Genomic DNA, 26,618 nt, shown 5'->3' on the forward strand with positions numbered 1-26,618 from the left:
GCGTCATAGAACGGGAGTCTACCGGGCGGCTCCGACAAACAGGACACCCTCCTGTTAACCAACTCTTCCTCCACAGGCCACCCGTTCGAACCCACAAGGCCAACCGCCGCGACCACCGTTGAAGGCGTGAGGATCGCAATCGTCGCCGAATCATTCCTGCCACTGATGAATGGGGTAACCCATTCGATACTGCGGGTGCTGGAGCATCTGCAGGAGCGCGGGGATGAGGTGATGGTGATCGCGCCGTCGACGTCGGACACTGATGTTTCGAGCGTCGTGAAGGGTGCGTATGTGCACAGGCTTCCCTCAGTGCCGCTGGCCGGTTACACGAATGTGCGGGTTGCGTTGGGTGGTGTGAATCGGGTCAAGCGAATCCTTGCCGATTTCGCCCCCGACGTCGTTCATCTCGCCTCCCCGTTCGTCCTCGGCTGGCGGGCAGTGCAGGCCGCCGATCAGCTCGGGATCCCGACGGTTGCGATCTACCAAACCGAGGTTCCCGGCTACGCCACCCGCTATGGCGTGCCGTTCTTGGAGAACTGGGCGTGGAACCGCGTGGACAACATCCACCTTCTGGCCACCCGAACCCTTGTGCCGTCCACGTTCGCGCTGAACCAGTTGCGCGGACGCGGGATCCTGCGCGTGGACATGTGGCGCCGCGGCGTGGACACCGCGCGCTTCAACCCGGCGAAACGTTCGACGGCGTGGCGCAGCTCGGTAGCGCCGGACGGTCACCGGATTATCGGCTACGTCGGCCGCCTCGCGGTGGAGAAACAGGTGGAAGACCTCGCCGTGCTGGCGGACCTGCCGGATACGAAGCTGGTGATTGTTGGTGATGGTCCGCAGCGGGAAGCACTCCAAGCGGCCCTGCCGAATGCCCACTTCGCCGGCTTCCTCGGCGGGGATTCCCTGGCGGAGGCTGTGGCAGGCTTCGATCTCTTCGTCCATCCCGGCGAGTTCGAAACCTTCTGCCAGACCATCCAGGAAGCCATGGCATCGGGCGTTCCAGTGGTCGCGACCGGCCGCGGCGGCCCCCTGGACCTCGTGGAAAACTCCCGCACGGGTTGGCTGTACGAGCCGGGAAACCTCACTCAACTGCGCGACTATGTGCAGGACCTGATGGGCGACGACGCCAAGCGCCGCGCGTTCGCAGCGGCAGCAACCGCTTCGGTCCAGGGCCGGACGTGGCCTGTGCTCAGCGCCGACCTGGTGCGGCATTACAACGAAGTTGTCGCCGGCATTCCCAGCGAAGCCGGCCCCACTGAACTGACCTCAAGCAAAGGACCCTCCTCATGAAGATCTCCGTGATCGGCTGCGGCTACCTCGGCGCAGTCCACGCCGCAACGCTCGCGTCCATGGGCCATTCCGTGGTGGGCATCGACGTCGATTCCCACAAGGTTGAGCAGCTCAACAAGGCGCTGGCTCCCTTTCACGAGCCCGGCCTGGACGAACTGCTCAGCGACGGACGCACCACGGGCCGCCTGAAGTTCACTACTGACTTCTCAGCGGCAGCCGACGCCAAAGTGCATTTCCTTTGTGTGGGCACGCCGCAGTCCAAGACCTCTGACACGGCCGATCTCTCCTACCTGATGAGCGCCACGAAGAGCCTCCTCCCCCACCTGGCCAAGAGTGCCGCCGTCGTGGGTAAATCAACGGTGCCGGTAGGCACTGTGGAGACGCTGCGCGCGGTCCTGGCCCGGCGCTCGGACGTCCTGCTCGGCTGGAACCCCGAGTTCCTGCGCCAGGGTACAGCCGTCAAGGATTCCCTGGTTCCCGATCGCCTGGTTTACGGGGTTCCCGGCGGGAAGGGTGCCGCAGCTGGCGCTCCCGTGACTGCCGTTCTGGATGCCGTGTACGAGCCACTGATCAGCGCGGGCATCCCTCGTTTGGTCTGCAACTTTGCAACTGCGGAGCTGATCAAGTCGGCGTCGAACGCGTTCCTGGCCACGAAGGTCAGCTTCATCAACGCGATGGCAGAGCTCTGCGACGCGTCGGGTGCTGACGTGGGCGAGCTCAGCGAGGCGATGGGCCTGGACCCGCGCATCGGCAACCGGTACCTGCATGCCGGACTCGGATTCGGCGGGGGCTGCCTGCCCAAGGACATCCGCTCCTTCCGCGCCCAATCGCGCGAGCTTTCCGTCCCGTCCGTAGACCGATGGATGGCGTTGGTAGACAGCATCAACCTGGACCAGCGCACCCGTGCCGTGGATGTGGCAAGGGAAATGTGCCGCGGTTTCCTCTCCGGCAGAACAGTGACAATCCTCGGCGCAGCGTTCAAACCGGACACCGACGACATCCGGGACTCCCCCGCTCTGGACGTCGCCCAGCAACTCGCCTCCGCCGGCGCGCACGTAACCGTCACCGATCCCAAAGCCATCAACAACGCCTGGATCCGCTACCCACAAATCCGCTTCGAGGCCTCCACCAAGCGGGCCCTTGAGGGCGCCGAACTCGTGTTGCTGCTCACCGAATGGGACGAATACGTGTCCCTCTCGCCGTCGATTGCGGGTTCCCTCGTACGACGCCGGATGGTGCTGGACGCTCGGAACGTACTGGACGCTGAGGCCTGGCGAAGTGCTGGATGGACCGTCCGCGGGTTGGGGACGGGAGCGTCCGTGGTGGCGGAGGAAATGTTCCTCTAACCGGCTGGACATGCCGGGAACATCACGACCAGCACTGCCGTTATCACTGTGTAAGAACCTTTTTCCTTACAAGGAGGTAGGGCAATGAGGTGGCGTGGCCGGGTTACCCCCAAAGGCCTTGTTGATCTCAAAGCGGGTGCTGGGCAGAATATCAAGGACCGCTCGCACCCCTGGAGCAGGTATGTGGCGCTTGGAGATTCCTTTACCGAAGGTATTGGGGATCCGGAACCAGGAAGCGTCGGAGGGCTGCGCGGCTGGGCTGACCGCGTTGCCGAAGAACTGGCAGTCGGCCAGCCGGATTTTGCCTATGCGAACCTCGCCGTGCGCGGGTTGCTGTTGCAGCAGATCCTGGACCAGCAGATCGGTCAGGCACTAACTCTGAAGCCTGACCTGATCACGTTGTCTGCAGGCGGGAACGATATGGTGTTCCACGCCAGTGACCCGGACAAGCTTGCGAGCAAACTTGAGACCGGCGTGAGCCTCTTGGCTGAGACAGGCGCGACGATCGTTTTGTTCACGGGACCCGACTGGGGATCCACACCCGTGCTCGGACGCAACCGTGGCAAAGTGGCCATCTTCAACGAGAACGTTCGCGCTATTGCTGCCCGCCACGGCACGCTCATCACAGATCTCTGGGCCCTAAGGCAACTCAAGGACCCAAGGATGTGGGACCCTGACCGGCTGCATTTCTCCCCGCTAGGTCATCACACGATTGCCATCGCCGTGCTGGACACACTCAATGTCCCGCATACGCTTCGGCAGCTGGAGCCCAAAGCGCTGCCCGAAAGCAGCTGGCGTCAAGCCAGGGCCGGTGACCTCGCGTGGGCAAAGGCGTACTTTTTCCCTTGGGTCTTTAAGCAGCTTCGTCCCCACGGTCCCGGAGAGGAACACCTGGCGAAGCGGCCGTCGGCAGGCCCTGTCTTCGAAAGCGAAAACGCTTCGGGGGCGTCGAAAGCGCTGGTGGACGGATAAATGGGGGCGCCTTAACAACGATGCGTGTTCGGCGTAATTTATTTGTGTAGATCCGATTTAGGCCCCGCCCGGGGTCGGTCCGCGGGGCCTGGTAATAAACAGGAGGCACCACGATGAGCAATCTACTTCGTTGGTCGGCCAGCGACATCGCCGATCCTGTCCGTCGGTTCCTTGAAGTGCGGATTCCGATCAGCCGTGGCGGATCTTCCGGGACCAGCACCAATACCAGCACTGGGCCCACCGAAACCCGTTAGACCGTAGCCTGGTGCGTGCACCGGGCAAGACCCTCTATTGGTAATTCAATCTTCGGGAGCTCACGGTGGACACCGGGGTGATGACGGCTTATATCGTCGGTTATCTCATTACTGCAATCACGGTGTTCGTGTTTTGCCTGCCAGCCATAGTGCTCTTTGTGATTCTGTTGCTGGTGGCAGGGGCACTTCGGGTGGTGGTGTGGCCACTGGAACTGGTGATAGGGAAGCTGCGCCGGCACCCGAAGGAAACCCAAACTGACCAATCGTGGTTGTTGGGCTCAGGTTAGGAGCCGTAAAGATCCATCAGCCAGCCGCCGTCGTCTGCGGAACTCCACATAAGCCGTGACCAGAAGCAGGAGGACCACGGCACTTACCAGGATGACGGCCGCCGAAACCATAGCGTTGATCGGTATGAGCAAGGACGCGACCACCACTGCGGGCACCGCCCACGGCACTACCATTCGAAGCGGTTGGCCGTAGCGAAGCGCCACCACCGCGTTGCACGCATAGAACAGGGCGATTCCGCCACCAAGCGAAACCCCGGAACCGAAAGGCAGATGCTCGAACGGTGCTGGAATGGCAGTTGCGATCGCAGCGGCGATCGCTGTCACGCCCACAACCAGGAGAAACGGCAAAAACAGCGTGGTCTGAAGTATCCCGGAGAAGTCGGACTGCGATTGCAGACGTTCGAGCCCCGCAGTGATGGCCCCGGTTCCATACTGGAAGAACGCCCAGCCCAGGAGTGCCACGATGAGAAATCCCAGCGCACCGGCGATGCCGGCGCCCAGACTCCAATCATTCGAGACTTCACTGACGATCGTGAGAACGGATTCGCCGAGGACAATGATGACAAAGAGACCTAGCCGTTCGGAAGCATGCTCGATGTTGATGCCACCAACGCCGCGCTCAGGCCAGAGGCGTCCACCGACCGCCACCATGCCAACCTCGATGGCGATCGATGCCGCCCACAGGATCAACGCGACGTAGAGCGGCAGGAATGCGGCGACGAGCCAAAGAAGGGCCGTCCCGCCGTTATATGTCCAGATGCGCCGCGGCGTACCGCCGGCTCGTTGACGGTGCAGATGCAGCCACAAGACCAGGAGGATGACCCGCATGGCAGCGTTGGCAAGCGAGAAGGCCCACGCCCGTTCGCCAAACGCGCCCGGCGCGGCGGCGGCCATCACGCTCGCAGCTGCCATCGCCGCCAGCATCGCAATGCCCAGCCGCCGGGAGGACAGGGCCGGCAAGAGGTTGACGACCGAAACCATGTTCACCCAAGCCCACCACGCCGGGAAGAAGAGCAGGACGAAAGTTCCGAATTCGACCCAACCGGGGTCACCGTGGATTCCATGGGCAAGCTGCCCCACGAAAGCCACAAAGACGAGGTCGAAGAACAGTTCCATCCAGTGCACCCTGCGTGGATCGCGGGCTGCATCCTTGGTCCACGCGCCGGAGCCCGACGATTTAGCCATCATTTACCAATGCTAGGCACGCGACGCCCGGATAGGCAGCCATGGACTCCTGTGAACGTCACTGGCGACCCCGCAGCCGACGAACTGCTCAGCGATGACGCCTCGCGCGGCAACCGGCATGCTTCTTGACTGGCAGGTGCGATAAGTCATAGAAGACTTCTCCTGTGGGGCCCGTGTGACCGGTGTTACTGTGCCTCCACGCGCCTTTCGCATGGGCGCACTCTAAGGGGGCAACACATTGCACACACAACTTTCGCGCGCCGGAAAACACTCGCTTTTCGGCGGCAAATCGTCACGTTCTTTTCGCGGTAAAGCGCTCGGAATCACGGCCATCGGATCACTGATGATTTTGCTGGTCGGCTGCGGTTCTGCGTCCATGGGAGCTGCTGGATCGGTGAGCAACACCACGGAGTCGACGTCCGCATCTCCTTCGCCAACGCCGAGCAAGATAGCCGGGAAAGCTTGCACTACCGAGAAGAACACCCAATCCGTGGCCGGCGAAACGTACATCTGCACCATTGATCAATCGGGACAACTCGCCTGGCTGGACTCCGCAACAGCAGGAAAGCTTTCTGATCAACGCGCTGCAGACGCTGCGGCAAAGGCCGCAGCAGAGAAGGTGGCAGCGGACGCAGCAGCGAAAGCTGCAGCGGACAAGGCAGCAGCCGACAAGGCTGCCGCGGACAAACTCGCCGCCGATCAAGCTGCAGCAGCAAAAGCAGCGGCAGATCAAGCTGCCGCCGATCAGGCTGCCGCTGCTGCCAAACCCGCCCCCGCTCCCCTCGTTCAGAGTGGCTGCGACCCGAACTATGCCGGTGCCTGCGTACCTGTTGCGTCCGACGTCGACTGTGCCGGCGGCAAAGGCAACGGACCTGCTTACGTCAGAGGCCCGGTAACCGTGGTTGGTTCTGACATCTATGGCCTGGACAACGACCACGACGGTATCGGCTGTGAGAAGTAGCCCCTGATTTGCCACTGTACAAGATGGTCTACGCGCAGATAGTCTTTGCGTAGACCATCTACTTCGGGAGGCAACCATGTGGGATTACGAGCACAGCATTGAAACCACCGCGGCACCCGAGGCGCTCTGGCGACTCTGGTCCGACGTCGAGAACTGGGGTTCCTGGAACGCCGAAATTGAACACGTTGAGATCGACGGCGCCTTCGCGGAGGGTTCGCAGATCCTCATGACGCCACCCGGGGATGAACCCATCCAATTGCGCATCGCGGAGGTAGTGGACGGAGAGCTGTTCGTCGACGAAGCACGCTTCGATGAGCTGCTGATCCGAACCGCCCACCGCTTGGACAGGCTCGACGGCGGTCGGGTCCGGGTCGTCTACAAGATGGAGATCACCGGTGCTGGCGCAGATCAGGTGGGGCCCGAGATTGGGCCTGCCATTACTTCAGATTGGCCGGACACCATGGCTTCGCTCGTCGAACTCGCCCAACGCTGATGCCGCTCAGCCCGGGCGAAAGCCCCGGATTCCTGCTGTGGCACACCACCCTTCGCTGGCAGCGTGAGATGGCGGCCGCATTGGCTCCGATCGGCCTCACCCACGTGCAGTTCGTGCTTCTTGCCTGCACCTGGTGGCTCAACAAAGAGGGTGAGCACCCCAATCAGCTCGCCGTTGCCCGCCAAGCCGGTACCGACGTAAAGATGGCCTCTCAGGTCCTTCGAACCCTGGAGGTGAAAGGTCTCATCGAACGCGAAGTCGACCCCTCGGACACGAGGGCCAAACGGCTACGTGTTACTGAAGCAGGCTCTGAGCTGGCTCCACGAGCAATCGCCGCAGTAGAGCTGGCCGACGCCGAGTTCTTCAAGCCGGCGCCGGCCGGTGAGCTGGTACCGCTGCTGAAAAGGCTGGCGCATCCGAGCGATTGATCGCTGCCCCTGGCTAGTCGTCACCCAGACGGCGCTGGACGTCGAGGAGGAACTTCAGACCGGCGTCGGAAAGCTTCGCGTTAGGTCGCCGCCACATTCGCGGACCCCACAGGGATAGAAATTCCAACGGTCGTTTCACGTCGTAAAAGAGGTCGTGAGCCAGCTCGAGGGGAATCAGGCCATTGCCCTCGGATACACGGAACCCGAGCATGGAAAGTTCCGATCGAACTGCTTCATCAATGGTGGCATAGCCCGGCGTCACTCCGGCCAATTCCCACGAGACCAGGAGCTGAGTGATGACTTTCTCAACCGGCGAGTCCGGGGATGCGAAGTGGTTGGCCAGGAACTCCCACAGGGCCGCGGGGTTTTGAACCACCCGCCGACCCAGAGGCGTGAGCAGCAACTTATTCTTCGACTTACGCAGCAGTTTCCAATTCTGCAATTGCTCCCGGAGGTTCCTCACCTCGGGGATATTGACCTCGTTGCGGCCCGGTCCGAACCAGTCGTCGTCCCAATTGAGCTCGGTCATCATTCGTTTAACAATTGCAGGTTTGAGCCATCCTGCTGAGGTCAGATCCAGCCCATCGGGGTTGGCTTCACTCAAGAGCCAACTAACGGGGGCCAGCACCGCTTCCATGTCTTCCTGCGTGGGCGCCTCTGGCCACAACCTCTGCGCCAGCCGATGCAGCTCACCATTGACAGCCTCCATGTCGAAAGCCGTCGGGTCGAAGCGGTCAGCCCGTTCGCTGGTCACCCACTCCAGCCATCCGACCATGTCGTCATGCTCTGGGTGGCTTGGGTCTCCGACCGCTCCCACAATATTGGCGTATCCATGCACTCCCCCCGAGTCCTCGAGGGGGCCACGCATTGCGCCGCCTGTACACGTAATTGTCGATTCCTGAATTAGGGCGGGTCCCACGACTTCGATTTCGTGAGTCCAGTTGTCACCAAAGTCGTAGTCGTATTCAAGGGACGACTTTCCAGGCTGGCCTGAGTCGAACAACTCCCGCAGTTCCACCCCGCTGGCCTCCTCCGCGCCTTCAGGTGCGTCGTCATCTTCGGCGACCCTGGTGATGATCCGTTTCTTGCCGGCCTGGTCATGGCCGGCCACGGCGTAAAGATGTGCGTTCTTCCAATCGAATGCGCATTGAATCGCACTGTGCAGCTCGGCAACGGTAGCGTTTTCCGGGAGAACGAGCTGCCGCCAAATCAGCGGGTCCGATTCACTGATGGAAATGCGCAGCTCGACGGCGGGGACTTGGGTGGGTGACTCCATACGCCAATCCTGCCAGTGATGTTTGAGCAGGGCGCAATCGTGTCACACCACCTAGTTCGTCTCTGCGAACACTCATTTTTGGATTGATGCACCATCGAAAGCCCGAATTTGCTCATAAACCAGCACCTAGAGCGAATGTACGAGCACCTAGACCCCCATTTCGGCCATAGTCTCCTCTTGTGCCTTCGGGACGGGAAACCCGGTGTCCGGCGGGTACCCCACTCGTCCCAGGCGAAGAAGGCACAACGGCACGGCTCCACCTAATAACCCCCAGGTGGAGTCGTGCCCACCCGGCTTCCGGAGGAGGCCTATCGAGGGCTGGACGGGCTCCGGCGCAAACGGATCACCCGGAACACGATGCCCACCACGAACATCAGCACACCCAGCCCGACAGACAGTGGCGGTAGCGTCGCAACCAACGCCACGCAGGCAACAGCCCCAGCCACTTGCAGGGCCTTCGGGTACCTGCGGTCCTCGGCGGGCTGAGTGAATGCCGCAATATTTGCGACCAAGTAGTAAAGCAGCACACCGAACGACGAGAATCCGATGGCGCCCCTGAGGTCAGCCACGGCAATGATCAGGCAAATCACCACGGCCAGCGTTGTTTCTGCACGGTGGGGAACCTTGTATCGCGGGTGAACTGCCGCGAGCCAGTGCGGGAGGTCGTGCTCGCGGGCCATCGCCAAGCTCGTCCGGCCCAGCCCCGCGATCAGCGCCAGGAGAGCACCCAAAGAGGCAACTGCGGCTCCGATCCGAACAATCGGAGCAGCCCAAGACATTGCGCCGGCAGTGACGGCATCGGCGAGGGGTGTCGGCGTCCCGGAAACACCGTCGGGTCCCAGTGCCGCCAACAGCGTGACCGCTATCAAGGCATAAATGACGATTGTGATTCCCAGGGCGATGCTGATGGCACGGGGTATCGTGCGGCGAGGTTCGCGAACCTCCTCCCCCACTGGTGGCAATCCTCGCGTAGCCAGCGAAGGCAAAGAACAACAGCCCGGCCGACTGCAATATGCCGTACCAGCCGTGCGCCAGCAGCCCCTCCCCCACAAAGTTGCTGAAGTCAGGTCCGGAGCCACCCCAAACGGCCGCCATGGCTATCGCAAGAGCGGTCAGGACGGCGATCACCAAAATCCGCGTAAGTCCCGCTGTGCGGGTCACTCCGTGAGTAGTTCAACAGCCGTCAAAATTACGACGGCGGCAATCGCCACCGGGCGCTCCCAGCCTGCCGGTGCTGCATAGGCCGCGAAGGTCATGGCCATGGCTGCGGCGCTGGCCGTCTTGCCGATCACGAATCCCCACCCGGCAAGGAACCCGGACCAAGGCCCAAGCCGCTCACGTCCGTAGACGTAGGTTCCACCGGAGGTGGGGTATCTGGCGGCGAGCTGCGCGGACGACGTCGCGTTGCAGAAGGCCACGAAGGCGGCAACGACCAGACCTATAAGCAGACCAGATCCTGCAGCTGCTGCGGCTGGCGTGAACGCCGCGAAGACCCCGGCGCCAATCATGGAGCCTAAGCCAATGAGGGAAGCATCAAAGGTGCCGAGGCGGCGGGCCAAGGCCGGGGAATTGCTCACGAGAACCCTTCACGCATCAAGGTCTGAGCTCTACCGATGTCACCGGAGACTCGTACTGGAAGATACGTTCAGCCTAACGTGAGTCAGCGTGCGGCCATTGAATTCCCCACGAGGATGAACAGGCCATTACGCGAGGTTGCGCCGGTTTTTCGGAGGGCGTTGGAGATGTGGTTTTCCACTGTTCTCGCGCTGATCCCCAGATGTTCAGCAATCTCAACGTTGGAGCGATGTCCCGCCAACGCGGCAACCTCAATTTCTCGTTCGGTCAGGGGTGTCGTCCTGAAAGTGTTGAAGGAGAGTTGCTCGTTGGTTGACGGAAATCTTGCTGCGAACATCGAGGATGCTTCGGCCATGGCCTCGGCCGCTGCTGTGTTCCCTTCCAGAACGTGACGTTTGAGGGCACCTCGAAGGAGCATGCCGATCTGATAGTTGTCGGCGTCCAATTCGTAGTGTTTCAGGAGGAGACCAAGCAGCTTGTGATCCCCTTCCACAACGGCGGTGGCAACGGCCATCATCTGGTCGTGAGCCGTCACTCCGCTGTCGCGCAGGATCTTCCGCAGGAGATCCAGAACCGGCGCGCCGGGACACAGGCATGTGCAGAGCAGCGCCGTCATTGTTGCTTCCAGGATGTAGCCGCTCTTCATCTGGCGTTTGATGAGCTTCACGGCCCGTCGATCAAAAACCGACGGCTGGGTAGTCTCCGCGGCAACGAGCTCGTGTACACCCTTGCCGATACCGGGCAACGGTCCAACATCAGGCACTTCACTCCGTGCCTGCGAGGCGATGGACAGCGCTGGCGAGATGGCCGTCGTCGCATGCCGTAGGCCGGCGAGCCGCAGCATGGCGTCATAAAGGACGTCGACGACGAACCCGGGACGGCCCATGGCAAACACACTGCTCATGAGGTACTCGGCTTCTTCGAAGTAACCGCGGTACAGGAGACCGAGCGCTGCCACGTAACTACTGGCAACGACGCCGAATTGATCGAGGTTTCGGCGGGCCTCGGCACGCCAATCCAGTGCGAAGACCAGGGAGTCCTCGATCCTGCCTGCTGCAAAAAGCGCCAGACCGTGAACGAATGGACGTAGGTGCGGGAAGGTGTCGTCGTCCTCAGCCTTCTCTGTCAGGCTGAGGACCGCACCCGGCCGAAAACGATACAGCTCGAGCAAGCTTTGGACGAGTCCTTCCAACCCCAGTGAGGGAGGCTGCGGGGTGCCAGCAGAAGGCTCGGCCACAGGCCCGACACGACCGTGGGAGGCGTTGATGAAGATGATTGCGGCGTCGGCAGTAGAGGCCTGTTCCGGGTTGTGCTCGGCGAATCCTTTCAGGATGTCCACAGCCGTGCTCACGCCTTGCCCTGAGTAGATTGCAAGGAAAGCCTTGGTGATCGCAAGAAAGAGAATGTCGTTGGGGTCGCCGTTGAGCGTGGACGTCTCCTGGCAGACGCGGGTTGCCCGCATAACGTTCACGGGCGCTCCCCAGTAAACCCTGAGCAGGGCAGCAGCATTGGTCGCGGACTTGTTCGCTTGCCATCGTTCATAGCGCGTGCGTTCGCGGGCTGCACTGTGATCGTGAAAATGCCGGGCGGTTACGGCGTCATCGTTTCCCTTCTCGAGCCGCAAGGACCCCAGCACCCGGGATAGGCAGTCGGCAGTCGTTGAATTTCCCTGCGCAGTTTGAGGCACACCCTCAAGTGCACCAGCGATCTTGTTCCGCAAGAGGTGCCGGTCCCTGAGCGTCTTTTGGCCCCGGAAATAGTCTGCGATGACTGGCGGGCTTATCGCCGCGATCGGTCCATTGTGGTGATCGTCCATGACAGACAGGAATCCGCGCCGTTCAAGGCCTTCCAGCACATCGGGCTGGACCACCTTTTGCAGAACGTCTACACGGGCGGTGCCAAGGATTGCCATGGTGTGAAGGGCAGTGACTTCTTCCGGATCCAGGTCCGCCAGCAGCTCTTCGAGGGTTCCTCTCAGATGGTCGTTCCAGAGGCTGTCACCTGTCATCTGCCACTGCCGGCCACGCATAACCAGCAGCTCGCTTAGGGCCGCGGTCTCCGTAATGCGGACGATGAGCCGAGGGTTGCCGCCGGACTTGGTCAGGATTCTGGCTGTTGTGTCGGCATCTGCAGCAGCCCCCAGCACCTGCGTTACCAAAGTGTGTACTTGCTCAAAATGGAGTGGGTTCAGTTGCAGCAAAGCTTCGCGGCCACTGTTCATGACGGCGAGTTGGCCTCGTGAGATCGAGCCGCTGTCCGGAGCCGTGACGATCAGCGGACAGTCGGACCTACGCCGAACGGATTCCAGGACCGCCAGCGATTCGATGTCCAGCAGATGTATGTCGTCCACTATCAGGACGTGCTTTCCAGGCTTGGATAACTGGCTTGAGAGCGCATCTGCCATATCCATGACTCCGCTGCGGCCGGGCCGAAGCTCTAAACCCAGGCTCTTGATGGCTGAGTACGGAATTGAGCGATGTGTTCGAAGGCCGCTGATGACGTGGATGGCGATGCCGGTTTTTTCCAGGTTGGCCACCACGTTTTGCAACACAGTGGTCCTGCCGCTTCCGGGGGCTCCAATAATCCGCACGCTTATGCCGCGGCCGACGAAATCGAGGATGCGCTGAACCTCAGAATCGAACACTCGATGCAACCTTCTGTTTCTGTGGATGACCGACATGCGGCTCACTTCGCAGGTTAGATTTCGGAAACGGGACTAGGTGGCAAAACAGCCTTGCACAGGCCGCTTAGCGCCCGTCTAGGTGGCGATTCGGGCAAAAATGAGTGCTCGCGCGACTCGCCTAGGTGCTGGGCCTGCTTCGAATGAGCTGGCGGGAAAGAGTCGTCTGCAGTCTGTTCGTCCATGGGAGGCCCTCGGTTTCGTAGTTGATACCAACCACGCTACGGACGTTCGAAGGTGAGTTACAGGGGTGTAATTCGCTATGTGGATATATGTTCTACTAACCTCTTAGCAACTCGTATACATATTCGACTACAGCGATAAGAAAAAGCAGGGCCGGTCAATGACCAGCCCTGCTTTTTTGTTTATCCGAAGACTAGATAGCCTGGATGTTTACTGCCTGGGGACCCTTGGGGCCCTGCTCGACGTCGAAGGAAACCTTCTGGTTCTCTTCGAGGGAGCGGTAGCCCGAGGAGTTGATCGCAGAGTAGTGAGCGAAAACGTCCTGGCTGCCATCTTCAGGAGAGATGAAGCCGAAGCCCTTTTCGGAGTTGAACCATTTCACGGTACCTGTAGCCATTTTTTCAGTCCTTACTGAAGGTGGAGATTCTCCCGACTTTCGGGTCTCCGGTGTGGGGTGTTCTCCACCGTTACTTCAGAAGGTCGCGATCCAGATGGATCACGGGGACTGCCTGAACTACCAAATGCCAAACACAACAACACCGTCAAGTTTACATAGATCTGAGCAGATAGCTAGTACGACGTCAGATTAATCAATCCGATGGCCGGATTACCCCCTGCGAAGGGGGCCGCCAGGGGTCATGGCGATACTGAAACTCCTGGTTTCCACGGCGTGTGCGCGTGTGCAAGCCAAACCGTTGCAGGATTCAGAGAGCGAATGAGCTGCTGGCCCTCGGTGCGGGGGTTATCAAGTTCGTCGAAGAAAACCGCGGTGTCACCGGCGATGATAGTAGGCGGTCCGTCTCCGTCAATGACGACAACCTGTGAGCCTCGAGTGTGACCTGGTGTCCGAAGGAGCCGTATCCCGGGAAGAAGTTCGAGTTCGTTGTCGACGGTGACGTACTGCATCCCTGGTGGGTCCACCCATTCCGGGATGGTGTAGTCGTCCTGGTTACGGGCGTCGTCAAGCTCCTGACGCTGAACGTAGACGGGCTTGCCCGCGAAGAGGTGGTTACCTCCGCAATGGTCAAAATGCAGGTGAGTGTTGACGACGATATCGACGCTGCTGATGTCGAAGTCCTGCTCGTTCAGTGGATAAATGCGTGGCTCCATGTCGGCGACCGCCGGATGAAGCTGAGTCATGCCGGTATCCACCAGCACGCGCCCCTCGGGGTGGTCGATGATATGCACATACACCGGCATTGCCTCGCCTTCCGCAAGCAGCTCGGCGACACGAATGGCAGTAACGCGGATTGCAGCGGGAGAATTCAATTCTTCACCTCAGTCCCACATCAAGGCCGTGATGTGTCCCGGAAGCAACAGATCCTTCAGCCCAGCGCGCGCTGAGATCTGTGGCCATGATCCAGACTCCCATCGGCCGGCGCGTCCGTCGAGGAGGCAGGCCCCCTTGCTGGTTTCCGGACTGCTTGTCATGCTCTGCGTACAGGTGCCATGGAGGTACAACCTAGGAGGACAAGCAAATGCAGATGCCCAAGCCCTCGGACGCCGATAAGGAACGCTTCCGTTCTGTGCTGCCCGATCATCCCGATGTCGTCGTCAAGCCGATGTTCGGCAATCTTGGCGCTTTCGTGAATGGCAACATGTTTGCAGGATTGTTCGGTCCGACCATCGGCGTCCGTCTTTCTGACGCTGACAAGGCCGAACTCGAGGCTGATCATGAAACTCAGCCCTTTGGTCCTGAAGAACGTCCCATGGGCGGATACACCGGTCTTCCGGAAGTTTGGAACGATGACGCTGAGAAGGCCGAACCATGGGTGGCCAAAGCATTCGATTACGTGGCCGGGCTCCCGCCGAAGAAACCTAAGGCACGGCCTTCCAAGAACTAGAGACCTCACCCTTCCCGGACCCTCGCCAAACATGCCGTTTCGTGCTGAGATCAAGCCATGCCCTCGATGAATGGACGAACAGCGCTGGTAACCGGCGCTACGGGTGGTCTTGCTAAGGCCATCGCCACTGCACTGGCCCGCGAAGGTGCCACCGTCGTCGTGGTTGGACGGACAGAAGCGCGGGCAGAGGAGGCTATGCGCGACATCCAGGCGGCGGTCCCGGGCGCGACCTTGGAGCCTATTGCCTGCGATCTCTCAAACCAAACGTCAATTCGCTCGGCCGCTGGGGAGTTCCTTTCCCGCCACGACGAACTTCACGTGCTCGTCAACGCGGCCGGCGTTTTCCGCAAGGAACGCCACGTGACCGCGGATGGCCTCGAGGTCACGTTCGCTACCAACGTGATGGGCTACTTCCTTCTCACGAATCTGCTCCTGGATGCGCTCAAGAGTGGCGCGGGCAGGGATGGAGGGCAGCCATCGCGGATCGTAAACATCGCTTCCAAGTATTCCGGCGGCCCCTCGGTCACCAAGATCGATTTCGACGACCTTCAAACTGCGAAAGGCAGCTACAGCTACCTGCGCTCAACCCCGCCGACGATGCTAGGCAGGGTTTTGTTGACCCAGGAGTTCGCGGAGCGCCTTCGCGGATCCAACGTAGTGGTAAATGCGGTGCATCCAGGCCTCGTCAAGCACACCGGTCTTCTGCAGGACGTTGGCGGCCCCTTCCGCTGGATGACAAACACCTTCGGCAAGCCCGCAGAGAAGGCAGCCGATACGGCCGTGTGGCTCTCCACCTCGCCAGAGGCTGCGGCGGTGTCCGGCAAGCTCTGGGCGAAACGCAAGGAACTGCCGACGCCGGGCATGGGCTCTGATCCCGCCGCCCGGAAGCGGCTGTGGGAAGAGTGCGAGCGACTGTCCAAAATACTGTGACCTGACAGCCAAGACTGCCCTCCCGCACCCGCAGTCCAAAAGGAGCAGATGAGACCGGAACGGGTTGAAACGAAAGTCCTCCGTAGGCTCGGGAATAGAAGCCCCTAAAGAATGTGTCGGAACCCAGGGAATAATGATGCAAGATTGCGACATTTCCTTACCTGACGCATTAAGGGCGGCATTTTGGTCCTCAATATTGGTAAATGGTGGATTCATTGAAACAATCCAATTATTCTAATTTCCTGAATCCTGGGCACGGATAGTCCCAGGTCTACGAGTGATTGGGGACTCCGTGTTAACTACGATTCTTTTATGTCGGCTTGCATTAAGTCAGAATGACTTGGCCGGATGAGGAAAAGCATGCCGTTCTTCAGCTCCATGGTCAGCCATGATTGGCGGCAGCTTGGCTACCCCAGCTTCAAGTCTGCAGCGTTCTGGGATACAAGATCTTGCGGAGTGGCTTGTCTGCGAATGGTGTACGCCCACCTCGTGCCAAGCCTTCAAATCTCTCCTGCTGTCATCACCGAGGAATTACTTCGAGACAGCGCGTACACCGAGCAATCCGGTTGGAACCACTATGGGCTCGCCCGCCACGCCAAAAGAAACGGTCTTGAGGCCGACCTCGTTCAGCTAGCGTCGCCAGAAAACTTCATTCAGGCCGTGCGCGGGCCGGGGATGCTAATTGTCTCCATCAGCCCATCCTTCGAATCTGGCGGCCAATCAGGCCACCTCGCTGTAATCGTGGGGATAAGCAGTTCCGGCCACATCCGAGTCCATCGACCATCCAGCCGGCATCCGACAGATGGTTGCGATATTCGCGTGGATCTGCAGACTTTTTGGGCCCATTTCTCGGGACGCGGGATTCACATTCGAAGTGCCTAACTGCCATGGGCAAATACGTACCGGAGAGGATCTGCCAAGCGTAAGATCCACCCCATGGGACGCACCCCAGAAACGGTCATCATCGGCGCAGGCCAAGCGGGACTCGCGACGAGCTACTGGCTGACCCAGGCCGGCGTCGAGCATCAAATCCTGGAACGGCGGGACTCGCTGGGAGGTGCGTTCCAGGACCGCTGGGACGGGTTCTACATGAACACGCCGAACCTCGCACTGGGCCTGCCGGGGATGCCGTATGCCGGCGACGATCCGGACGCGTTCATACCGCGGATCGCTGCTGTGAATCTCTTCAGAAAGTACGCGGAAGTGATCAACGCTCCGGTGCGCACCGGCGTCGAGGTGACGCGGCTGGCAGGCGCGGCGGATGGGTTCACCATCGCGACATCGCTCGGGCACATGCAGGCACGCAACGTCGTCCTGGCGACGGGCGCCTATCAGGTACCCAAGCTTCCCCCCATTGCGGGCAACCTCCCGCAGAACGTCTTCCAGCTCCACACGCACGAGTACCGCAACCCCCAGCAGCTGCCTGATGGCGCTGTGCTAATTGTCGGGACCGGGCAGTCGGGTGGGCAGATCGCCGAGGAGCTGCACGCGGCCGGTCGTGAAGTCCACCTGGCCGTCTCCACGTGTCCTGAAGCGCCGCGCCGTTACCGCGGCCACGACCTCATCTACTGGCTGCTGGAAGTCGGCAAACACGGGCCGGACTACGGCATCAACGCCCTCACGCGCGAGGGACTCCCCTCTCCCGCGGCCCGTTTTGCCTGCAATCCGTTGCTCTCAGGTACCGACGGCGGCCACAACATCCACCTCCGCGAGCTCGGCCGCCGCGGCATGCATCTGCACGGCCATCTGGAAAACATCGACGACGGCGTCATCACCTTCAGCGACGACCTCCCCGAACGCCTCGTAACGGTCGAGTCAACCTTCGCCCAACGCTCGGGACGCGCGATCGAGGCGTACATCGCCGCCGCAGGCATCGAAGCACCCGAGCAACCACAGGAGCCCGAGGATGATTGGCTGCCCGCAGAACCAGCCAAGCTGAACCTTGCCGAAGCGAACATCACATCCATCCTGTGGGCGACCGGATACAAGCTCGACCTGAGCTTCATCGACATGCCCGTGCTCGATGAATGGGGCTACCCGCGGCACTCGCGCGGTGTCATGGAACTCCCTGGCCTGTACACGGTGGGCCTGCCCTGGCTCACCCGGCACTACTCGTCGATCGTCGGCGGAGTGGGCCTGGATGCTGAGTATGTGGCGGGCAGGATCGCTGGGGCCTGAGCAGGCGAGACGACGGTCGCGCCGACCAGAGGCATCGGGGCCGCGGGCTGATATTCTGCTCAAAACTTGGCCGAACGCGGAGGTGCGGGCAGTGCAAGGAAAACAGCAGCACGTTAGGCGATTCCTGCTAGCGGCGGCCGCGCTCGCCTTCAGCATCACAGGCTTCGTGTTTCTAGGATCGAATCGTCACAGCTTGGCCTTTGGTTTTAGCGCTTTTGGCACGGCTGAAGCCCTCGCTGTGGGGTTCTACTGCTTTTATCACGTGGTTTCCCTGCGCGTCTACAGAAGCTCCCAGCCAACTTTTAACGTCAAAGTGGTCCCCACTGAGGGACGACGTAATTGGGATGAGAAAATCAACGATTGCATCCAGAACCACGATGATTTCGGTCACTCCGCCAGCGTGTTCCTTCAAATGCTCTTAGAGCCAGCAATCTTAATTCAGCGAATTAGTGAAACAGTGGAGCAACACAGTCGTTCGCTAACCATAACATCATCGTACGTAATTGCCTTACCGCTCTCGGCTCATCGCTCCCAATTAATGATTCCACTTTGGTTGTCGCGAAAGGGTGTCCTAGAGAGCGGCCTCCGCATTCAGCTAGGAGACGGACAGAGGCTATCTACGATCGGCCATGATTCCGTGACTATTTTTGTGGCTGCTACTTTCAGGCACTACATTGCAAAATGCAGTGCTGATATCCTACGAGCATATACCACAGGGCTGGAGAGTCGGGTATTGGCTTTCCTCACTGCCCCGGGGCGCGCATCTCGCGAAGTTACAGAGGAACTTGTGAAAGACATCGTTTCACTGTCAAATGACAATGGGCATAAAGTAATTCTTTCGATCGTCTCGAGAGCTATTCGAAGATTGGGGAAGAAATATCCAATATGCGTTGATATGCCTGAGCAATTATTTTCAGCTGAAAGCGATATTCGCAATCGGAACGGAAAGTCGAACAAAGAAGGCTCCGCAATAGGGAAGCGAACTCCGGCACGGCAAGCGCTTGAGGCCTTATTCCTGATAAGTCGTAACCGCAAGGACGCCAAGGACCAAGTCCAGCAGACCGCCATAGTTCGCATCACAATGGAGCGCCGGATCCTATCCCTAAAGAACGGTGCGAAGTCAGACTCTGTGGGTCAGGACTCGGCAGCGCGTGCACGCCTACTTCCTCGCTTCAAGACATGGTTGCTTCGCGAACGTAACGTCTCCGTGGAAGAACGAGCCATGGCTGCCCGAAGGTGGCTCGGCATCCGGCCCTCAACGATAATGGTTCCTCTCATTAACGCAGACCGCGCTCAGAGCTACCATCTGCAAATGAAGGGTCCGGAAGGCACCTATGTCGCCCGCCAGAGTATCGTTTCGAGACCTCGCAACTCGGACTTGTCGTCGAATACCTTCCCCCATGCGACCGCTGTTCACTCATCCGAAAGGCAGGGACAGCGACACACGCACCTGTACTTGAGGAATGCTGTCGGATTCGGTCGGTCGTACTTTGAATGCTGCTTCTATGAAAGACTACCGGGTTCTGTCGGCCCCTCATCTCTTGCAGCCCTCGCAGCATTCGTCATAATCCTAATATGCGCTTCGTCTTTTTATGTAAAACCCGATGGTCCAGATGCCAACCTGGTTAGCGTGTTGCTGGCCGCCCCCGCCTTGATGGGAGCTTGGGCGGGTTTTGACGCGGCTAGATCACTTACGGGTGGAACATTAGTAGCCCGCGTATCGGCAATATCGACCATCATCCTTGCACTCGCTGCCGCGCTTTTCTATGCTGGCTATCCATTTATAGTTAGCAAAGTTAATACTGGCTTAGATGATTTTATGAGGTTTTTCTGGGTGATGCTTGTTGGCCTAGCATTGCTAAACTCTGTAGGCATTGGACTGTCGTGGCTAATCAGGTTCAGGGTTCAGTCACACTTCTTAGACCAAGGAGAGGACATATACGGAAATGCGTAGCTCAACAGGAGAAAAAATAAGACGCAGAATGGCTTCGCGCAGCGAAGAGTCAGCCGGCGGCAGGTCGGCGACTACTGAGACCAGCGCTGAAATTGAATTTCTCGAATCCTTGCCTGATGGCTGGATAGTACCTGGAGCTGACTCCCCCTATTGGGACCCAGACTTGGATCCCCGTGAAGAATATATTGGTTCGCACCTCATGGAAGAGAACCCCGACATACTCTTCGATGTGCTCAGATCCGATGAAAAACTCAGCCAAGCGGGTGAACGTGCCGCTAGGTTGGGCGAAGAATACGATGCCCAAATCAGACGCGGGAACAATGCTTCGAGCTGACGCCCGTCTGCGGTTTGCAACCGGACTACGAGACCGACGAAAGTGCCTTTTTGCGAACTCCAGAGCAAGAGGTCACCGGAAACAGGCACCTCCTTCCTGCCGTATCAGAATGCCGTCAGCGGCGAGAGACATTTGGTGCCTCTACAAGATCGACCCGAGTCGTGTTCGCAGTCTTAAGGCTGCGAGTCCGGCAAACCCCGCCCCGGCCTTGTTGCGTCGCCCTAAGGACCAACGACCGACGTGCGGAGGCGACGTCCGCGGGTCAATGCCCATATTCACGGGAGCCTGAAGTGGTCACATCGCGAGCATCCGGCCTAAGCCTCCACCTCAGGCCCTAACTGCGGTGCCGGACGACGGAATCCGCGGGTTTTTAACCCTGCTGGGTACAGCAGAGCAGCGTCCACCCAGCGAGCCCGAAGGTGAAGCGAGCGATTCACGCTCGTACCAGCCAGGCTGTCAAAGCGAACCAATGCCTGGGAGCACAAGGTTGTGAACAACCCCGCGAGCTTCACGGGCTTTGTGTTCCATGAAGTCGTGCTTGATCACCTAGAAAATTTAACGACGGAGAAAGCAACCAGGGCGCCGAAGCTGATCGGCGAAGAAAATGGTGAGTAGGTCCAGCGCAGGGGCGGCCACAACATCCACCTCCGCAAGCTCGGCCGCCGCGCCATGCACCTGCATGGACGCCTGGAAAACGTCGAGGACTCGAGGTTAGGAAGTCCCAAGCGCAGGCAAACCGCACTCGGGGGCTCGTCGCCCACCACCCATATAGGTTCCGGCAACCAAACCGAGCACAGTGAGGTGTGGCAAGGTGGCCTCGGACGCCGAAAGTCCGAGGCCACCAATTCAAACTAGGGTGCGATCTTGATCGTTGCCACTGGCTGGAGTATCGGGTTCGTTATTGTCACCGTCACGGGCCCCGGCGCCACATCGAAATTCACGAAGCCCCGCATCTTGTCGCCAGCAACGACGTCACCCGACCCGAGGGTTCCGTCGCCAAAAAGCGCCGCGTCAGCTTTGCGCCCATCGGCATCCTTCACATTGAAGTACAAGAAGTTGGCCTTCGTTGTCCCCTTTTCGGTCTCCCAAAGAACATCCATCTGGAGGAACTTTCCGGACTTCGGCTTCGGAGCAAACTGATTGGTGCTCACTGAATCTACAAACTGCGCAGTCACAATGGTGATCTTAGCGACGTTGCCGCCGCCCATGTCAGCAGTAAAAGGTTCCCCAACCTTGGGCTCAGCAGCCTTGCTTTCCGCAGGCTGTGACGCAGCGGATGAACCACTTCCAGCGTTTCCTGTCGTCGATCCGCTGGCACCACATCCTGCGAGCACCGGGATAGCTATGAGCGCCATAAGTGCGAATAATTTCTTCATTGAAACCTTCCTTTAGGTATGCGAATGGTATTGAGATCTTCAAAGGAGTCCCCCAATATGGAAAGCATATATACCAGCCGTTCTTTTTGTTGCATGAGACATGTGATATTTCTGAAAGATGGTGCTGCCATGTCATCGGAACAGCAATAGGTAGATCGCCGCCTGACCTGCTAATAACGAATTACAACATAGGGCGAACGGGGAATGACGTTCGATTGTTCGAAGGAACATGTAAGAAAAGCAATGACCGTGTCGGGACAACGCTGGGCTTTAATCCGTGCGGATGGCACTGGGTATGAGACCTTGCCTCTATTGCTTCGTCCACGCGCCGCAGCGTGTCGTCTTGAAGTCCTGCCCGGCGACGAGCGTGACAGTAGGGCGGCCACCGCTCACGATGTCGTTGTCAATGATGTCCGATCCGTTCGACCCCGTGCGATAAATGCCCCAATAGCAGCTGGACGAGACCTCGGTGTCCGTTCGGTATGTACCTGGCTCAATATCCACACCCACCGTCCAAGTCCCCTCCCGAACGGTGTTCGCGGCTTTTTGTTTCTCGGCCGCTGTCACAGCCTCTTCGCGCTTCTTTACTGCAGCTTCTGCAACCTTGACCGCTTCCTCGCGCTTTGTGAGCTCCTGACCGGACGCCGTCACTCTGACCTCGCGTGCTTTCATGCCATCGTCAAGGGTCTTGTACTCTGTCTTGGCTTTGTTAAGCTCAGTGTTCAGGCGGACATTGTCGGCCTGCAGACTCTTGTATTCCCCACTGCTTTTGGGGTCCGGCAGAATCGACCCCAAGAACACTGCCGCGCCTAGCAGAGCAGCTGACAAAGCGGCCACCCAAATCCATCGCCGATTGCGGCGCGGCGTCAACGGTGTCGTTTCGTCGGGCTCCTTCTCATTTGTTGATTGTTCCATTGCGGGCGTGGACTGCGACGCCCGATTTCGGCGTTTGCGCCAGCTCAGCTTTTTAGCTGGCAATGAGACTGTCTCCGTTTCGCCCGAAGCACTCTCGTTCGGCTCAGGACTGGGAGTGAGTTTCTCTTCCTCGTGTTTTGGAGGTTGGGCGGGCATTTCGGGAATGCTCGGCCCGGTTTCGTTGATGGTCATGAATCTCCGTCGTGGTGGGGTAAATGAATGCTCGCTTGCATGAGCGGGCTAGGCGAAGTGACGCTCATACTGTCGGAAAGTCTTCGGTTCTAGGCGCCTACACGTCTGTGAAGCGCAAAACGACATTCATGCCCGTATTTGGGTGGTAGCTCCAAGACACCGAGAAGTTGTCCCAAGATTCGCGTTGCGTTCCGTCCAGAGCGCGAGTCGATTTCATCTGTTCTTGAACGTAGTCGGGAACGTTGACAGCTTTGAGGACGCATTGGATGTCACTCCATGCGAGGCCGTTACGGTCTTCTTCACCTTGTCCATCAAGTGAGAGGCTGCGCCCGCCATCGCCCAATTTTGCTGAAACCGCCTTGCCAGACAACTGGCACTTGTTTACGGCATCGGCCAGGGGCTTTGGTTTCTTCGCTTCCGCTTCAGCTGCCGCTGTCGCCTTGCCTGCCTCCACCATTCCGCCAATGGTGATGGTCCCGATGACTCCCAAAAGGGCACCCAGGACTAACCCAATGGCTCCAAAGATGTATGGCTGGCTACGGCGTTTTGCTGGTGGCGACGGTGCCTCCGCATCTGCCACCGCGGGAATTGCAATGCGGCTTTGTTCGTGCTGAATTGTGGCGTCATCGGCGCCCCCGCTATTGCGGGGTACGCCGCTTCCGGGCTGGTGTTGGGGTACTTCGGGGATGGTCATTGTTCTCCATAGGGATGCGAGGTGGAGGATTTTGGGCAGGGCAAAGCAGCGCGGATGATGAGAAATCAAAGAAAATAAGGCGTGCAGCCAGACGGGGAATGAGCCTTTGAGCCCGCGTGTAAGTGGAAGGTCAGGCTTTTCGGAAGTTGGGCCCGTTCCGGCACCCGAAGGGATACTGTAACGGCGATATACCAAACCAAAGAGGCCTTCGATTACTAGGCATGCGAATCTTCCCCCAGATCTAAACCGATACCGGTCGCGTGGGCGAGCGAAGTGGACGACCACTCTGCTGGACCGATGGAAACGAGTGTATATCCCTGCAACTGAAATGCTAGTTTTACGGAAGTGGCGCGCTTGTAATGGCAGATTTATGACGAATGCCTAGGTTCTACGCGGTTCACCACTCCAATCGGCAGCATGAAGCTCGGTGACGAAGCAACTGAAACACACTCAGGATGCCCAGGAGTGACTCACTGACGTGGGTCCCATTCCAGTTCTACAGCTGATACCTTCGCCTCATGACAGAGGAGCCATCGTTTAGTTCAACTTTGCGCCGCATTTATTGGACCCGACATGCCCTCCGACTGCTCTACGTCCTATGCTCAGCCTGGCTTTTCGCGGTTGGTTTCCTGCACCTACAGAGTCGATACGCGACCGCCATCATTGGGATCAATTCCATCGGCGGCGCTGTACAAAGCCTGTTCGGCAGTCTTCTTCCCGTTATCGCAGTACCCGGAGGGGTCGTTGTGGTTCTATTTGCTACAGCGGTCACCATTCGAGCTCGGGACGTTGCCCGCCGTGATCCGGTGCGGCGTTTTAGTGGCCAGCAGCGACGCGAGGGAATGAGACGCGCGGATGGTCAATGCGAACTTGAGTCAGGACTAGGCCGTCGCTGTTCCCGGTCCGCTGAACATGGCGACCATTACTATCCTTGGTCCAAGGGTGGATCGACTTCGCTCCGCAACTTTGTAGCAGCCTGCAGCCGATGCAACCGTGCGAAAGGCGCCCGCATCCCATCGCCCGGACAGCACGCAAGGCTTGAACGGCGCAGAAGAAGTTACGCCGACTCAGAGAAACTGGTGGCTGCTGGCGAGCGGCGGAAGCTAAAGGCTGCGTAACGGGACCCAGCGACAGTCCAAAGATTTCCCTCGTTCGGCGCTAACAGGCCTCTCCCCCTCGCCCCGCCCCAAGCGTATGGTTCACCCATGGGAGCAATCCGTGCGTTCTTCCTTCCAGGCAGCGTCCTTCCTGCTGCGCCCGCCTACACCGACCTCATAAAAGCGCTGGGCCCTGACGTGGACGCGTTTGCGAAGGATCTGGACCTCTACGAGGCCGACGAGCCGCCACCCGGTTGGTCCCTTGATGCCGAGGTCGATGGAGTCCTCCGCGAAGCAGACGCCAAACAATGGGACACGTTCCACCTTGTCGGCTACTCTGGTGGCGGAGCGGCAGCCCTCGCCTTCGCCGCCAAGCACCCCGAGCGCCTGCTCAGCCTGACCCTCTTGGAACCTGCCTGGGCGGGAGACTGGGATTGGAGCAAGGCACACTCCCGATTCTGGAAGCGGATTGAAGAGCTCGAATCGCTGCCGCCAAAGCAGTTCATGGAGGCCTTCACGAGGCTGGCGGTAAGGCCCGACGTCGTCCTTCCGCCTCCGCCCGCGGGCGACCCGCCGCCGTGGATGGCCAAGCGACCTGCGGGAATTCGAGCGTTCCTGCGTGATTTCGAGAAGTATCACCTGGACCGCGAGCAACTCAGCGCGTTCGCAAAACCAGTCTTATTCGTGCTCGGAGGGCTAAGCAACCCGGACCAGTACGGGGATATCGCGGATCGGCTATCCACCATATTCCAGGACTATCGCGTGGAGGTGTTTGAGGATCGTCACCACTTCGATCCCCCGCACCGGATTGAGTCCGGGCGGCTCGCGGGCATGTTGCGCGAGCATTGGCAACGAGCCGAGGGCGGCAACGATGCCGACTAAACCACCGGACACGGTCATCATCGGCGCAGGCCAGGCGGGACTCACGACGAGCTACTGGCTCACACAGGCCGGCGTCGAGCATCGGATACTGGAGCGTAGGGATTCCCTGGGTGGCGCATTCCAGGATCGCTGGGACGGGTTTCATGAACACGCCGAACTTCAGCCTGGACCTGCCCGGCATGCCCTACACCGGCGATGAGCCAGAGGCTTTCATTCCGCGCAACGCAGTGGTCAACCTCTTCAGGCGATACGCGGAGATGATCGGCGCTCCGGTCCACACGGGCGTCGACGTAACGCGGCTGGCCACTTCCCGCGACGGCGGATTCAGTATTGAGTCGTCGCTCGGCCACACGAAAGCCCGGAAGGTGGTGTTGGCAACCGGCGCGTACCAGGTTCCCAAGGTGCCTACCGTGGCCGCCAGCCTTTCCAAGGACATTGTCCAGCTCCACACGCACGATCACCGCAATCCGAACCAACTGCCCGACGGCGCCGTCCTCATCGTCGGAACCGGCCAGTCCGGCGGTCAGATCGCCGAGGAAGTCCACGACGCCGGCCGGGAAGTCCACCTCGCCGTCTCCACCTGGCCCGAAGCACCCCGCCGTTACCGCCGGCCACGACCTCATCTACTGGATGCTCGAAACCGCCAAACACGGCCCCGACTACGGCATCAACGCCCTCACCCGCAGGGCCCTCCCACCCCCGCAGCACGGTTCGCCTGCAACCCGCTGCTCTCAGGCACCGAAGGCGGCCACAACATCCACCTTCGCGAACTCGGCCGCCGCGGCATGCACCTCCACGGCCGCTTGGAGAACGCCGACGACGGCGACATCACCTTCAGCGACGACCTCCCCGAACGCCTCGCAACAGTCGAATCCAGCTTCAACCAACGGATGAGAAAAGCCATAGACGCCTACATCGCAGCCCCGGGAATCGACGCAGAAGAACAGCCTCCAACACCGGAGGACGACAGGCTGCCCTCGGAGCCAGCGCGCCCTAACCTGGCCCAGGCGAACATCACGTCAGTCCTGTGGGTCACCGGATACGCACTCGACCTGCCCTTCAACGACATCCCAGTGCTGGACGAATGGGCTACCCAAAGCACACGGCCGGCGTCACCGAACAGCCCGGGCTTGTACGCCGTGGGTCTCCAATGGCTGACGCGGCACTACTCATCGATACTCGGCGGCGTGGGGCTGGACGCGGAGTATGTGGCGGGCAAATTGCTGACGCCTGAATCCCAACGCATTTCCCACGGCTACCGAGGCCCATGGGTCCAGACTCGAAATGCT

Annotated in this window: 25 protein-coding genes and 2 pseudogenes; 17 read left to right on the forward strand and 10 right to left on the reverse strand. The window is 59.8% G+C overall.

The features are described from left to right. Window positions 1-126: 126 nt before the first annotated feature. The 5 genes from ACTAQJ_RS10515 (at window position 127) to ACTAQJ_RS10535 (ending at window position 4,152) form a co-directional block, all read left to right on the forward strand. Window positions 127-1,293 (forward strand): glycosyltransferase family 4 protein, encoded by a 1,167-nt coding sequence (locus tag ACTAQJ_RS10515; protein WP_498701950.1) that lies wholly within the window; start codon window positions 127-129, stop codon window positions 1,291-1,293. Beyond that, complete coding sequence (locus tag ACTAQJ_RS10520; protein WP_498701951.1) at window positions 1,290-2,639, forward strand: UDP-glucose dehydrogenase family protein; 1,350 nt, start codon at window positions 1,290-1,292, stop codon at window positions 2,637-2,639. Before ACTAQJ_RS10515 ends, ACTAQJ_RS10520 begins: the two co-directional genes overlap by 4 nt. 84 nt (window positions 2,640-2,723) lie before the next feature. Beyond that, window positions 2,724-3,611 (forward strand): SGNH/GDSL hydrolase family protein, encoded by an 888-nt coding sequence (locus ACTAQJ_RS10525; protein WP_498701952.1) that lies wholly within the window; start codon window positions 2,724-2,726, stop codon window positions 3,609-3,611. A gap of 113 nt (window positions 3,612-3,724) precedes the next feature. Then, a complete protein-coding gene (locus ACTAQJ_RS10530) occupies window positions 3,725-3,865 on the forward strand; it encodes a hypothetical protein (protein WP_498701953.1) in 141 nt (46 codons plus the stop codon). 80 nt (window positions 3,866-3,945) lie between these two features. Next, the gene (locus ACTAQJ_RS10535) at window positions 3,946-4,152 is read left to right on the forward strand and encodes a hypothetical protein (protein WP_498701954.1); all 207 of its coding nucleotides are present in this window, start codon (window positions 3,946-3,948) and stop codon (window positions 4,150-4,152) included. On the opposite strand, the gene ACTAQJ_RS10540 is transcribed toward ACTAQJ_RS10535, so the two are convergent. Then, the gene (locus ACTAQJ_RS10540) at window positions 4,144-5,340 is read right to left on the reverse strand and encodes a low temperature requirement protein A (protein ID WP_498701955.1); all 1,197 of its coding nucleotides are present in this window, start codon (window positions 5,338-5,340) and stop codon (window positions 4,144-4,146) included. The genes ACTAQJ_RS10535 and ACTAQJ_RS10540 overlap by 9 nt on opposite strands. A gap of 340 nt (window positions 5,341-5,680) precedes the next feature. On the opposite strand from ACTAQJ_RS10540, the gene ACTAQJ_RS10545 reads away from it, so the two are divergent. The 3 genes from ACTAQJ_RS10545 to ACTAQJ_RS10555 all read left to right on the forward strand — a co-directional run bounded on the left by ACTAQJ_RS10545 (window position 5,681) and on the right by ACTAQJ_RS10555 (window position 7,219). Further along, window positions 5,681-6,298 (forward strand): hypothetical protein, encoded by a 618-nt coding sequence (locus ACTAQJ_RS10545; protein ID WP_498701956.1) that lies wholly within the window; start codon window positions 5,681-5,683, stop codon window positions 6,296-6,298. Window positions 6,299-6,374: 76 nt separating this feature from the next. Next, on the forward strand, window positions 6,375-6,791 hold the full coding sequence (locus tag ACTAQJ_RS10550) for an SRPBCC family protein (protein ID WP_498701957.1): 417 nt from the start codon (window positions 6,375-6,377) through the stop codon (window positions 6,789-6,791). After that, window positions 6,791-7,219: a MarR family winged helix-turn-helix transcriptional regulator gene (locus tag ACTAQJ_RS10555; protein WP_498701958.1), complete on the forward strand. Its 429-nt coding sequence runs from the start codon at window positions 6,791-6,793 to the stop codon at window positions 7,217-7,219. The genes ACTAQJ_RS10550 and ACTAQJ_RS10555 overlap by 1 nt, the downstream gene beginning before the upstream one ends. A 13-nt stretch (window positions 7,220-7,232) precedes the next feature. Here ACTAQJ_RS10555 and ACTAQJ_RS10560 read toward each other — a convergent pair whose 3' ends face one another. The 5 genes and pseudogenes from ACTAQJ_RS10560 to ACTAQJ_RS10580 form a co-directional block, all read right to left on the reverse strand. Beyond that, the gene (locus ACTAQJ_RS10560) at window positions 7,233-8,495 is read right to left on the reverse strand and encodes a plasmid pRiA4b ORF-3 family protein (RefSeq protein ID WP_498701959.1); all 1,263 of its coding nucleotides are present in this window, start codon (window positions 8,493-8,495) and stop codon (window positions 7,233-7,235) included. A gap of 308 nt (window positions 8,496-8,803) precedes the next feature. Beyond that, a pseudogene (locus ACTAQJ_RS10565) lies at window positions 8,804-10,072 on the reverse strand (APC family permease). Window positions 10,073-10,155: 83 nt separating this feature from the next. Then, window positions 10,156-12,714, reverse strand: coding sequence for a helix-turn-helix transcriptional regulator (locus ACTAQJ_RS10570; RefSeq protein WP_498701961.1), 2,559 nt, complete (start codon window positions 12,712-12,714; stop codon window positions 10,156-10,158). Between the two features lie 412 nt (window positions 12,715-13,126). Further along, window positions 13,127-13,330: a transcription antiterminator/RNA stability regulator CspE gene (gene cspE / locus ACTAQJ_RS10575; protein WP_011773907.1), complete on the reverse strand. Its 204-nt coding sequence runs from the start codon at window positions 13,328-13,330 to the stop codon at window positions 13,127-13,129. 239 nt (window positions 13,331-13,569) lie between these two features. Next, a complete protein-coding gene (locus ACTAQJ_RS10580; protein ID WP_498701962.1) occupies window positions 13,570-14,202 on the reverse strand; it encodes an MBL fold metallo-hydrolase in 633 nt (210 codons plus the stop codon). A gap of 209 nt (window positions 14,203-14,411) precedes the next feature. On the opposite strand from ACTAQJ_RS10580, the gene ACTAQJ_RS10585 reads away from it, so the two are divergent. From ACTAQJ_RS10585 to ACTAQJ_RS10600, 4 genes are all read left to right on the forward strand, one after another. Beyond that, window positions 14,412-14,777, forward strand: a complete 366-nt coding sequence (locus ACTAQJ_RS10585) for a TfoX/Sxy family protein (RefSeq protein WP_498701963.1) — start codon at window positions 14,412-14,414, stop codon at window positions 14,775-14,777. A 57-nt stretch (window positions 14,778-14,834) separates the two neighbouring features. Beyond that, entirely contained in the window at window positions 14,835-15,707 is an 873-nt protein-coding gene (locus ACTAQJ_RS10590) for an SDR family NAD(P)-dependent oxidoreductase (RefSeq protein ID WP_498701964.1), read from the forward strand. A 360-nt stretch (window positions 15,708-16,067) separates the two neighbouring features. Beyond that, a complete protein-coding gene (locus tag ACTAQJ_RS10595) occupies window positions 16,068-16,589 on the forward strand; it encodes a cysteine peptidase family C39 domain-containing protein (RefSeq protein WP_498701965.1) in 522 nt (173 codons plus the stop codon). A 54-nt stretch (window positions 16,590-16,643) separates the two neighbouring features. Beyond that, window positions 16,644-17,885 carry a flavin-containing monooxygenase gene (locus tag ACTAQJ_RS10600; RefSeq protein WP_498701966.1) on the forward strand — a complete coding sequence of 414 codons (1,242 nt, stop codon included), beginning with the start codon at window positions 16,644-16,646 and terminating at the stop codon, window positions 17,883-17,885. Window positions 17,886-18,057: 172 nt separating this feature from the next. On the opposite strand, the gene ACTAQJ_RS10605 is transcribed toward ACTAQJ_RS10600, so the two are convergent. After that, window positions 18,058-18,276, reverse strand: coding sequence for a hypothetical protein (locus ACTAQJ_RS10605; RefSeq protein WP_498701967.1), 219 nt, complete (start codon window positions 18,274-18,276; stop codon window positions 18,058-18,060). Window positions 18,277-19,341: 1,065 nt separating this feature from the next. Here ACTAQJ_RS10605 and ACTAQJ_RS10610 point away from each other — a divergent pair. Next, window positions 19,342-19,839 (forward strand): hypothetical protein, encoded by a 498-nt coding sequence (locus tag ACTAQJ_RS10610; RefSeq protein ID WP_498701968.1) that lies wholly within the window; start codon window positions 19,342-19,344, stop codon window positions 19,837-19,839. A gap of 28 nt (window positions 19,840-19,867) precedes the next feature. Next, entirely contained in the window at window positions 19,868-20,173 is a 306-nt protein-coding gene (locus ACTAQJ_RS10615; protein ID WP_498701969.1) for a hypothetical protein, read from the forward strand. Between the two features lie 851 nt (window positions 20,174-21,024). Here ACTAQJ_RS10615 and ACTAQJ_RS10620 read toward each other — a convergent pair. The 3 genes from ACTAQJ_RS10620 to ACTAQJ_RS10630 form a co-directional block, all read right to left on the reverse strand. Beyond that, window positions 21,025-21,549, reverse strand: coding sequence for a DUF4352 domain-containing protein (locus tag ACTAQJ_RS10620; protein WP_498701970.1), 525 nt, complete (start codon window positions 21,547-21,549; stop codon window positions 21,025-21,027). 309 nt (window positions 21,550-21,858) lie between these two features. Continuing rightward, window positions 21,859-22,656 (reverse strand): Rv1352/Rv1906c domain-containing protein, encoded by a 798-nt coding sequence (locus ACTAQJ_RS10625; protein WP_498701971.1) that lies wholly within the window; start codon window positions 22,654-22,656, stop codon window positions 21,859-21,861. 97 nt (window positions 22,657-22,753) lie between these two features. Beyond that, the gene (locus ACTAQJ_RS10630) at window positions 22,754-23,350 is read right to left on the reverse strand and encodes a hypothetical protein (protein WP_498701972.1); all 597 of its coding nucleotides are present in this window, start codon (window positions 23,348-23,350) and stop codon (window positions 22,754-22,756) included. Window positions 23,351-24,192: 842 nt separating this feature from the next. Here ACTAQJ_RS10630 and ACTAQJ_RS10635 point away from each other — a divergent pair. The 3 genes and pseudogenes from ACTAQJ_RS10635 to ACTAQJ_RS10645 form a co-directional block, all read left to right on the forward strand. Next, window positions 24,193-24,468, forward strand: a complete 276-nt coding sequence (locus tag ACTAQJ_RS10635; protein ID WP_498701973.1) for an HNH endonuclease — start codon at window positions 24,193-24,195, stop codon at window positions 24,466-24,468. 87 nt (window positions 24,469-24,555) lie between these two features. Beyond that, window positions 24,556-25,329, forward strand: a complete 774-nt coding sequence (locus ACTAQJ_RS10640) for an alpha/beta fold hydrolase (protein ID WP_498701974.1) — start codon at window positions 24,556-24,558, stop codon at window positions 25,327-25,329. Next, window positions 25,319-26,552, forward strand: a pseudogene (locus ACTAQJ_RS10645) (flavin-containing monooxygenase); the annotation flags it as partial. The gene ACTAQJ_RS10640 and the pseudogene ACTAQJ_RS10645, both read left to right, overlap by 11 nt. Window positions 26,553-26,618: the final 66 nt, after the last annotated feature.

This window comes from Arthrobacter sp. alpha11c, from assembly GCF_054149985.1.

Coding starts and splice junctions, on each gene's coding strand:
- ACTAQJ_RS10520 (WP_498701951.1), top strand. CDS start 1,290: ATGAAGATCTCCGTGATCGGCTGCGGCTACCTCGGCGCAGTCCACGCC.
- ACTAQJ_RS10525 (WP_498701952.1), top strand. CDS start 2,724: ATGAGGTGGCGTGGCCGGGTTACCCCCAAAGGCCTTGTTGATCTCAAA.
- ACTAQJ_RS10530 (WP_498701953.1), top strand. CDS start 3,725: ATGAGCAATCTACTTCGTTGGTCGGCCAGCGACATCGCCGATCCTGTC.
- ACTAQJ_RS10535 (WP_498701954.1), top strand. CDS start 3,946: ATGACGGCTTATATCGTCGGTTATCTCATTACTGCAATCACGGTGTTC.
- ACTAQJ_RS10540 (WP_498701955.1), bottom strand. CDS start 5,340: ATGATGGCTAAATCGTCGGGCTCCGGCGCGTGGACCAAGGATGCAGCC.
- ACTAQJ_RS10545 (WP_498701956.1), top strand. CDS start 5,681: ATGATTTTGCTGGTCGGCTGCGGTTCTGCGTCCATGGGAGCTGCTGGA.
- ACTAQJ_RS10550 (WP_498701957.1), top strand. CDS start 6,375: ATGTGGGATTACGAGCACAGCATTGAAACCACCGCGGCACCCGAGGCG.
- ACTAQJ_RS10555 (WP_498701958.1), top strand. CDS start 6,791: ATGCCGCTCAGCCCGGGCGAAAGCCCCGGATTCCTGCTGTGGCACACC.
- ACTAQJ_RS10560 (WP_498701959.1), bottom strand. CDS start 8,495: ATGGAGTCACCCACCCAAGTCCCCGCCGTCGAGCTGCGCATTTCCATC.
- cspE (WP_011773907.1), bottom strand. CDS start 13,330: ATGGCTACAGGTACCGTGAAATGGTTCAACTCCGAAAAGGGCTTCGGC.
- ACTAQJ_RS10585 (WP_498701963.1), top strand. CDS start 14,412: ATGCAGATGCCCAAGCCCTCGGACGCCGATAAGGAACGCTTCCGTTCT.
- ACTAQJ_RS10590 (WP_498701964.1), top strand. CDS start 14,835: ATGCCCTCGATGAATGGACGAACAGCGCTGGTAACCGGCGCTACGGGT.
- ACTAQJ_RS10595 (WP_498701965.1), top strand. CDS start 16,068: ATGCCGTTCTTCAGCTCCATGGTCAGCCATGATTGGCGGCAGCTTGGC.
- ACTAQJ_RS10600 (WP_498701966.1), top strand. CDS start 16,644: ATGGGACGCACCCCAGAAACGGTCATCATCGGCGCAGGCCAAGCGGGA.
- ACTAQJ_RS10615 (WP_498701969.1), top strand. CDS start 19,868: ATGGCTTCGCGCAGCGAAGAGTCAGCCGGCGGCAGGTCGGCGACTACT.
- ACTAQJ_RS10620 (WP_498701970.1), bottom strand. CDS start 21,549: ATGAAGAAATTATTCGCACTTATGGCGCTCATAGCTATCCCGGTGCTC.
- ACTAQJ_RS10625 (WP_498701971.1), bottom strand. CDS start 22,656: ATGACCATCAACGAAACCGGGCCGAGCATTCCCGAAATGCCCGCCCAA.
- ACTAQJ_RS10630 (WP_498701972.1), bottom strand. CDS start 23,350: ATGACCATCCCCGAAGTACCCCAACACCAGCCCGGAAGCGGCGTACCC.
- ACTAQJ_RS10635 (WP_498701973.1), top strand. CDS start 24,193: ATGAGACGCGCGGATGGTCAATGCGAACTTGAGTCAGGACTAGGCCGT.
- ACTAQJ_RS10640 (WP_498701974.1), top strand. CDS start 24,556: ATGGGAGCAATCCGTGCGTTCTTCCTTCCAGGCAGCGTCCTTCCTGCT.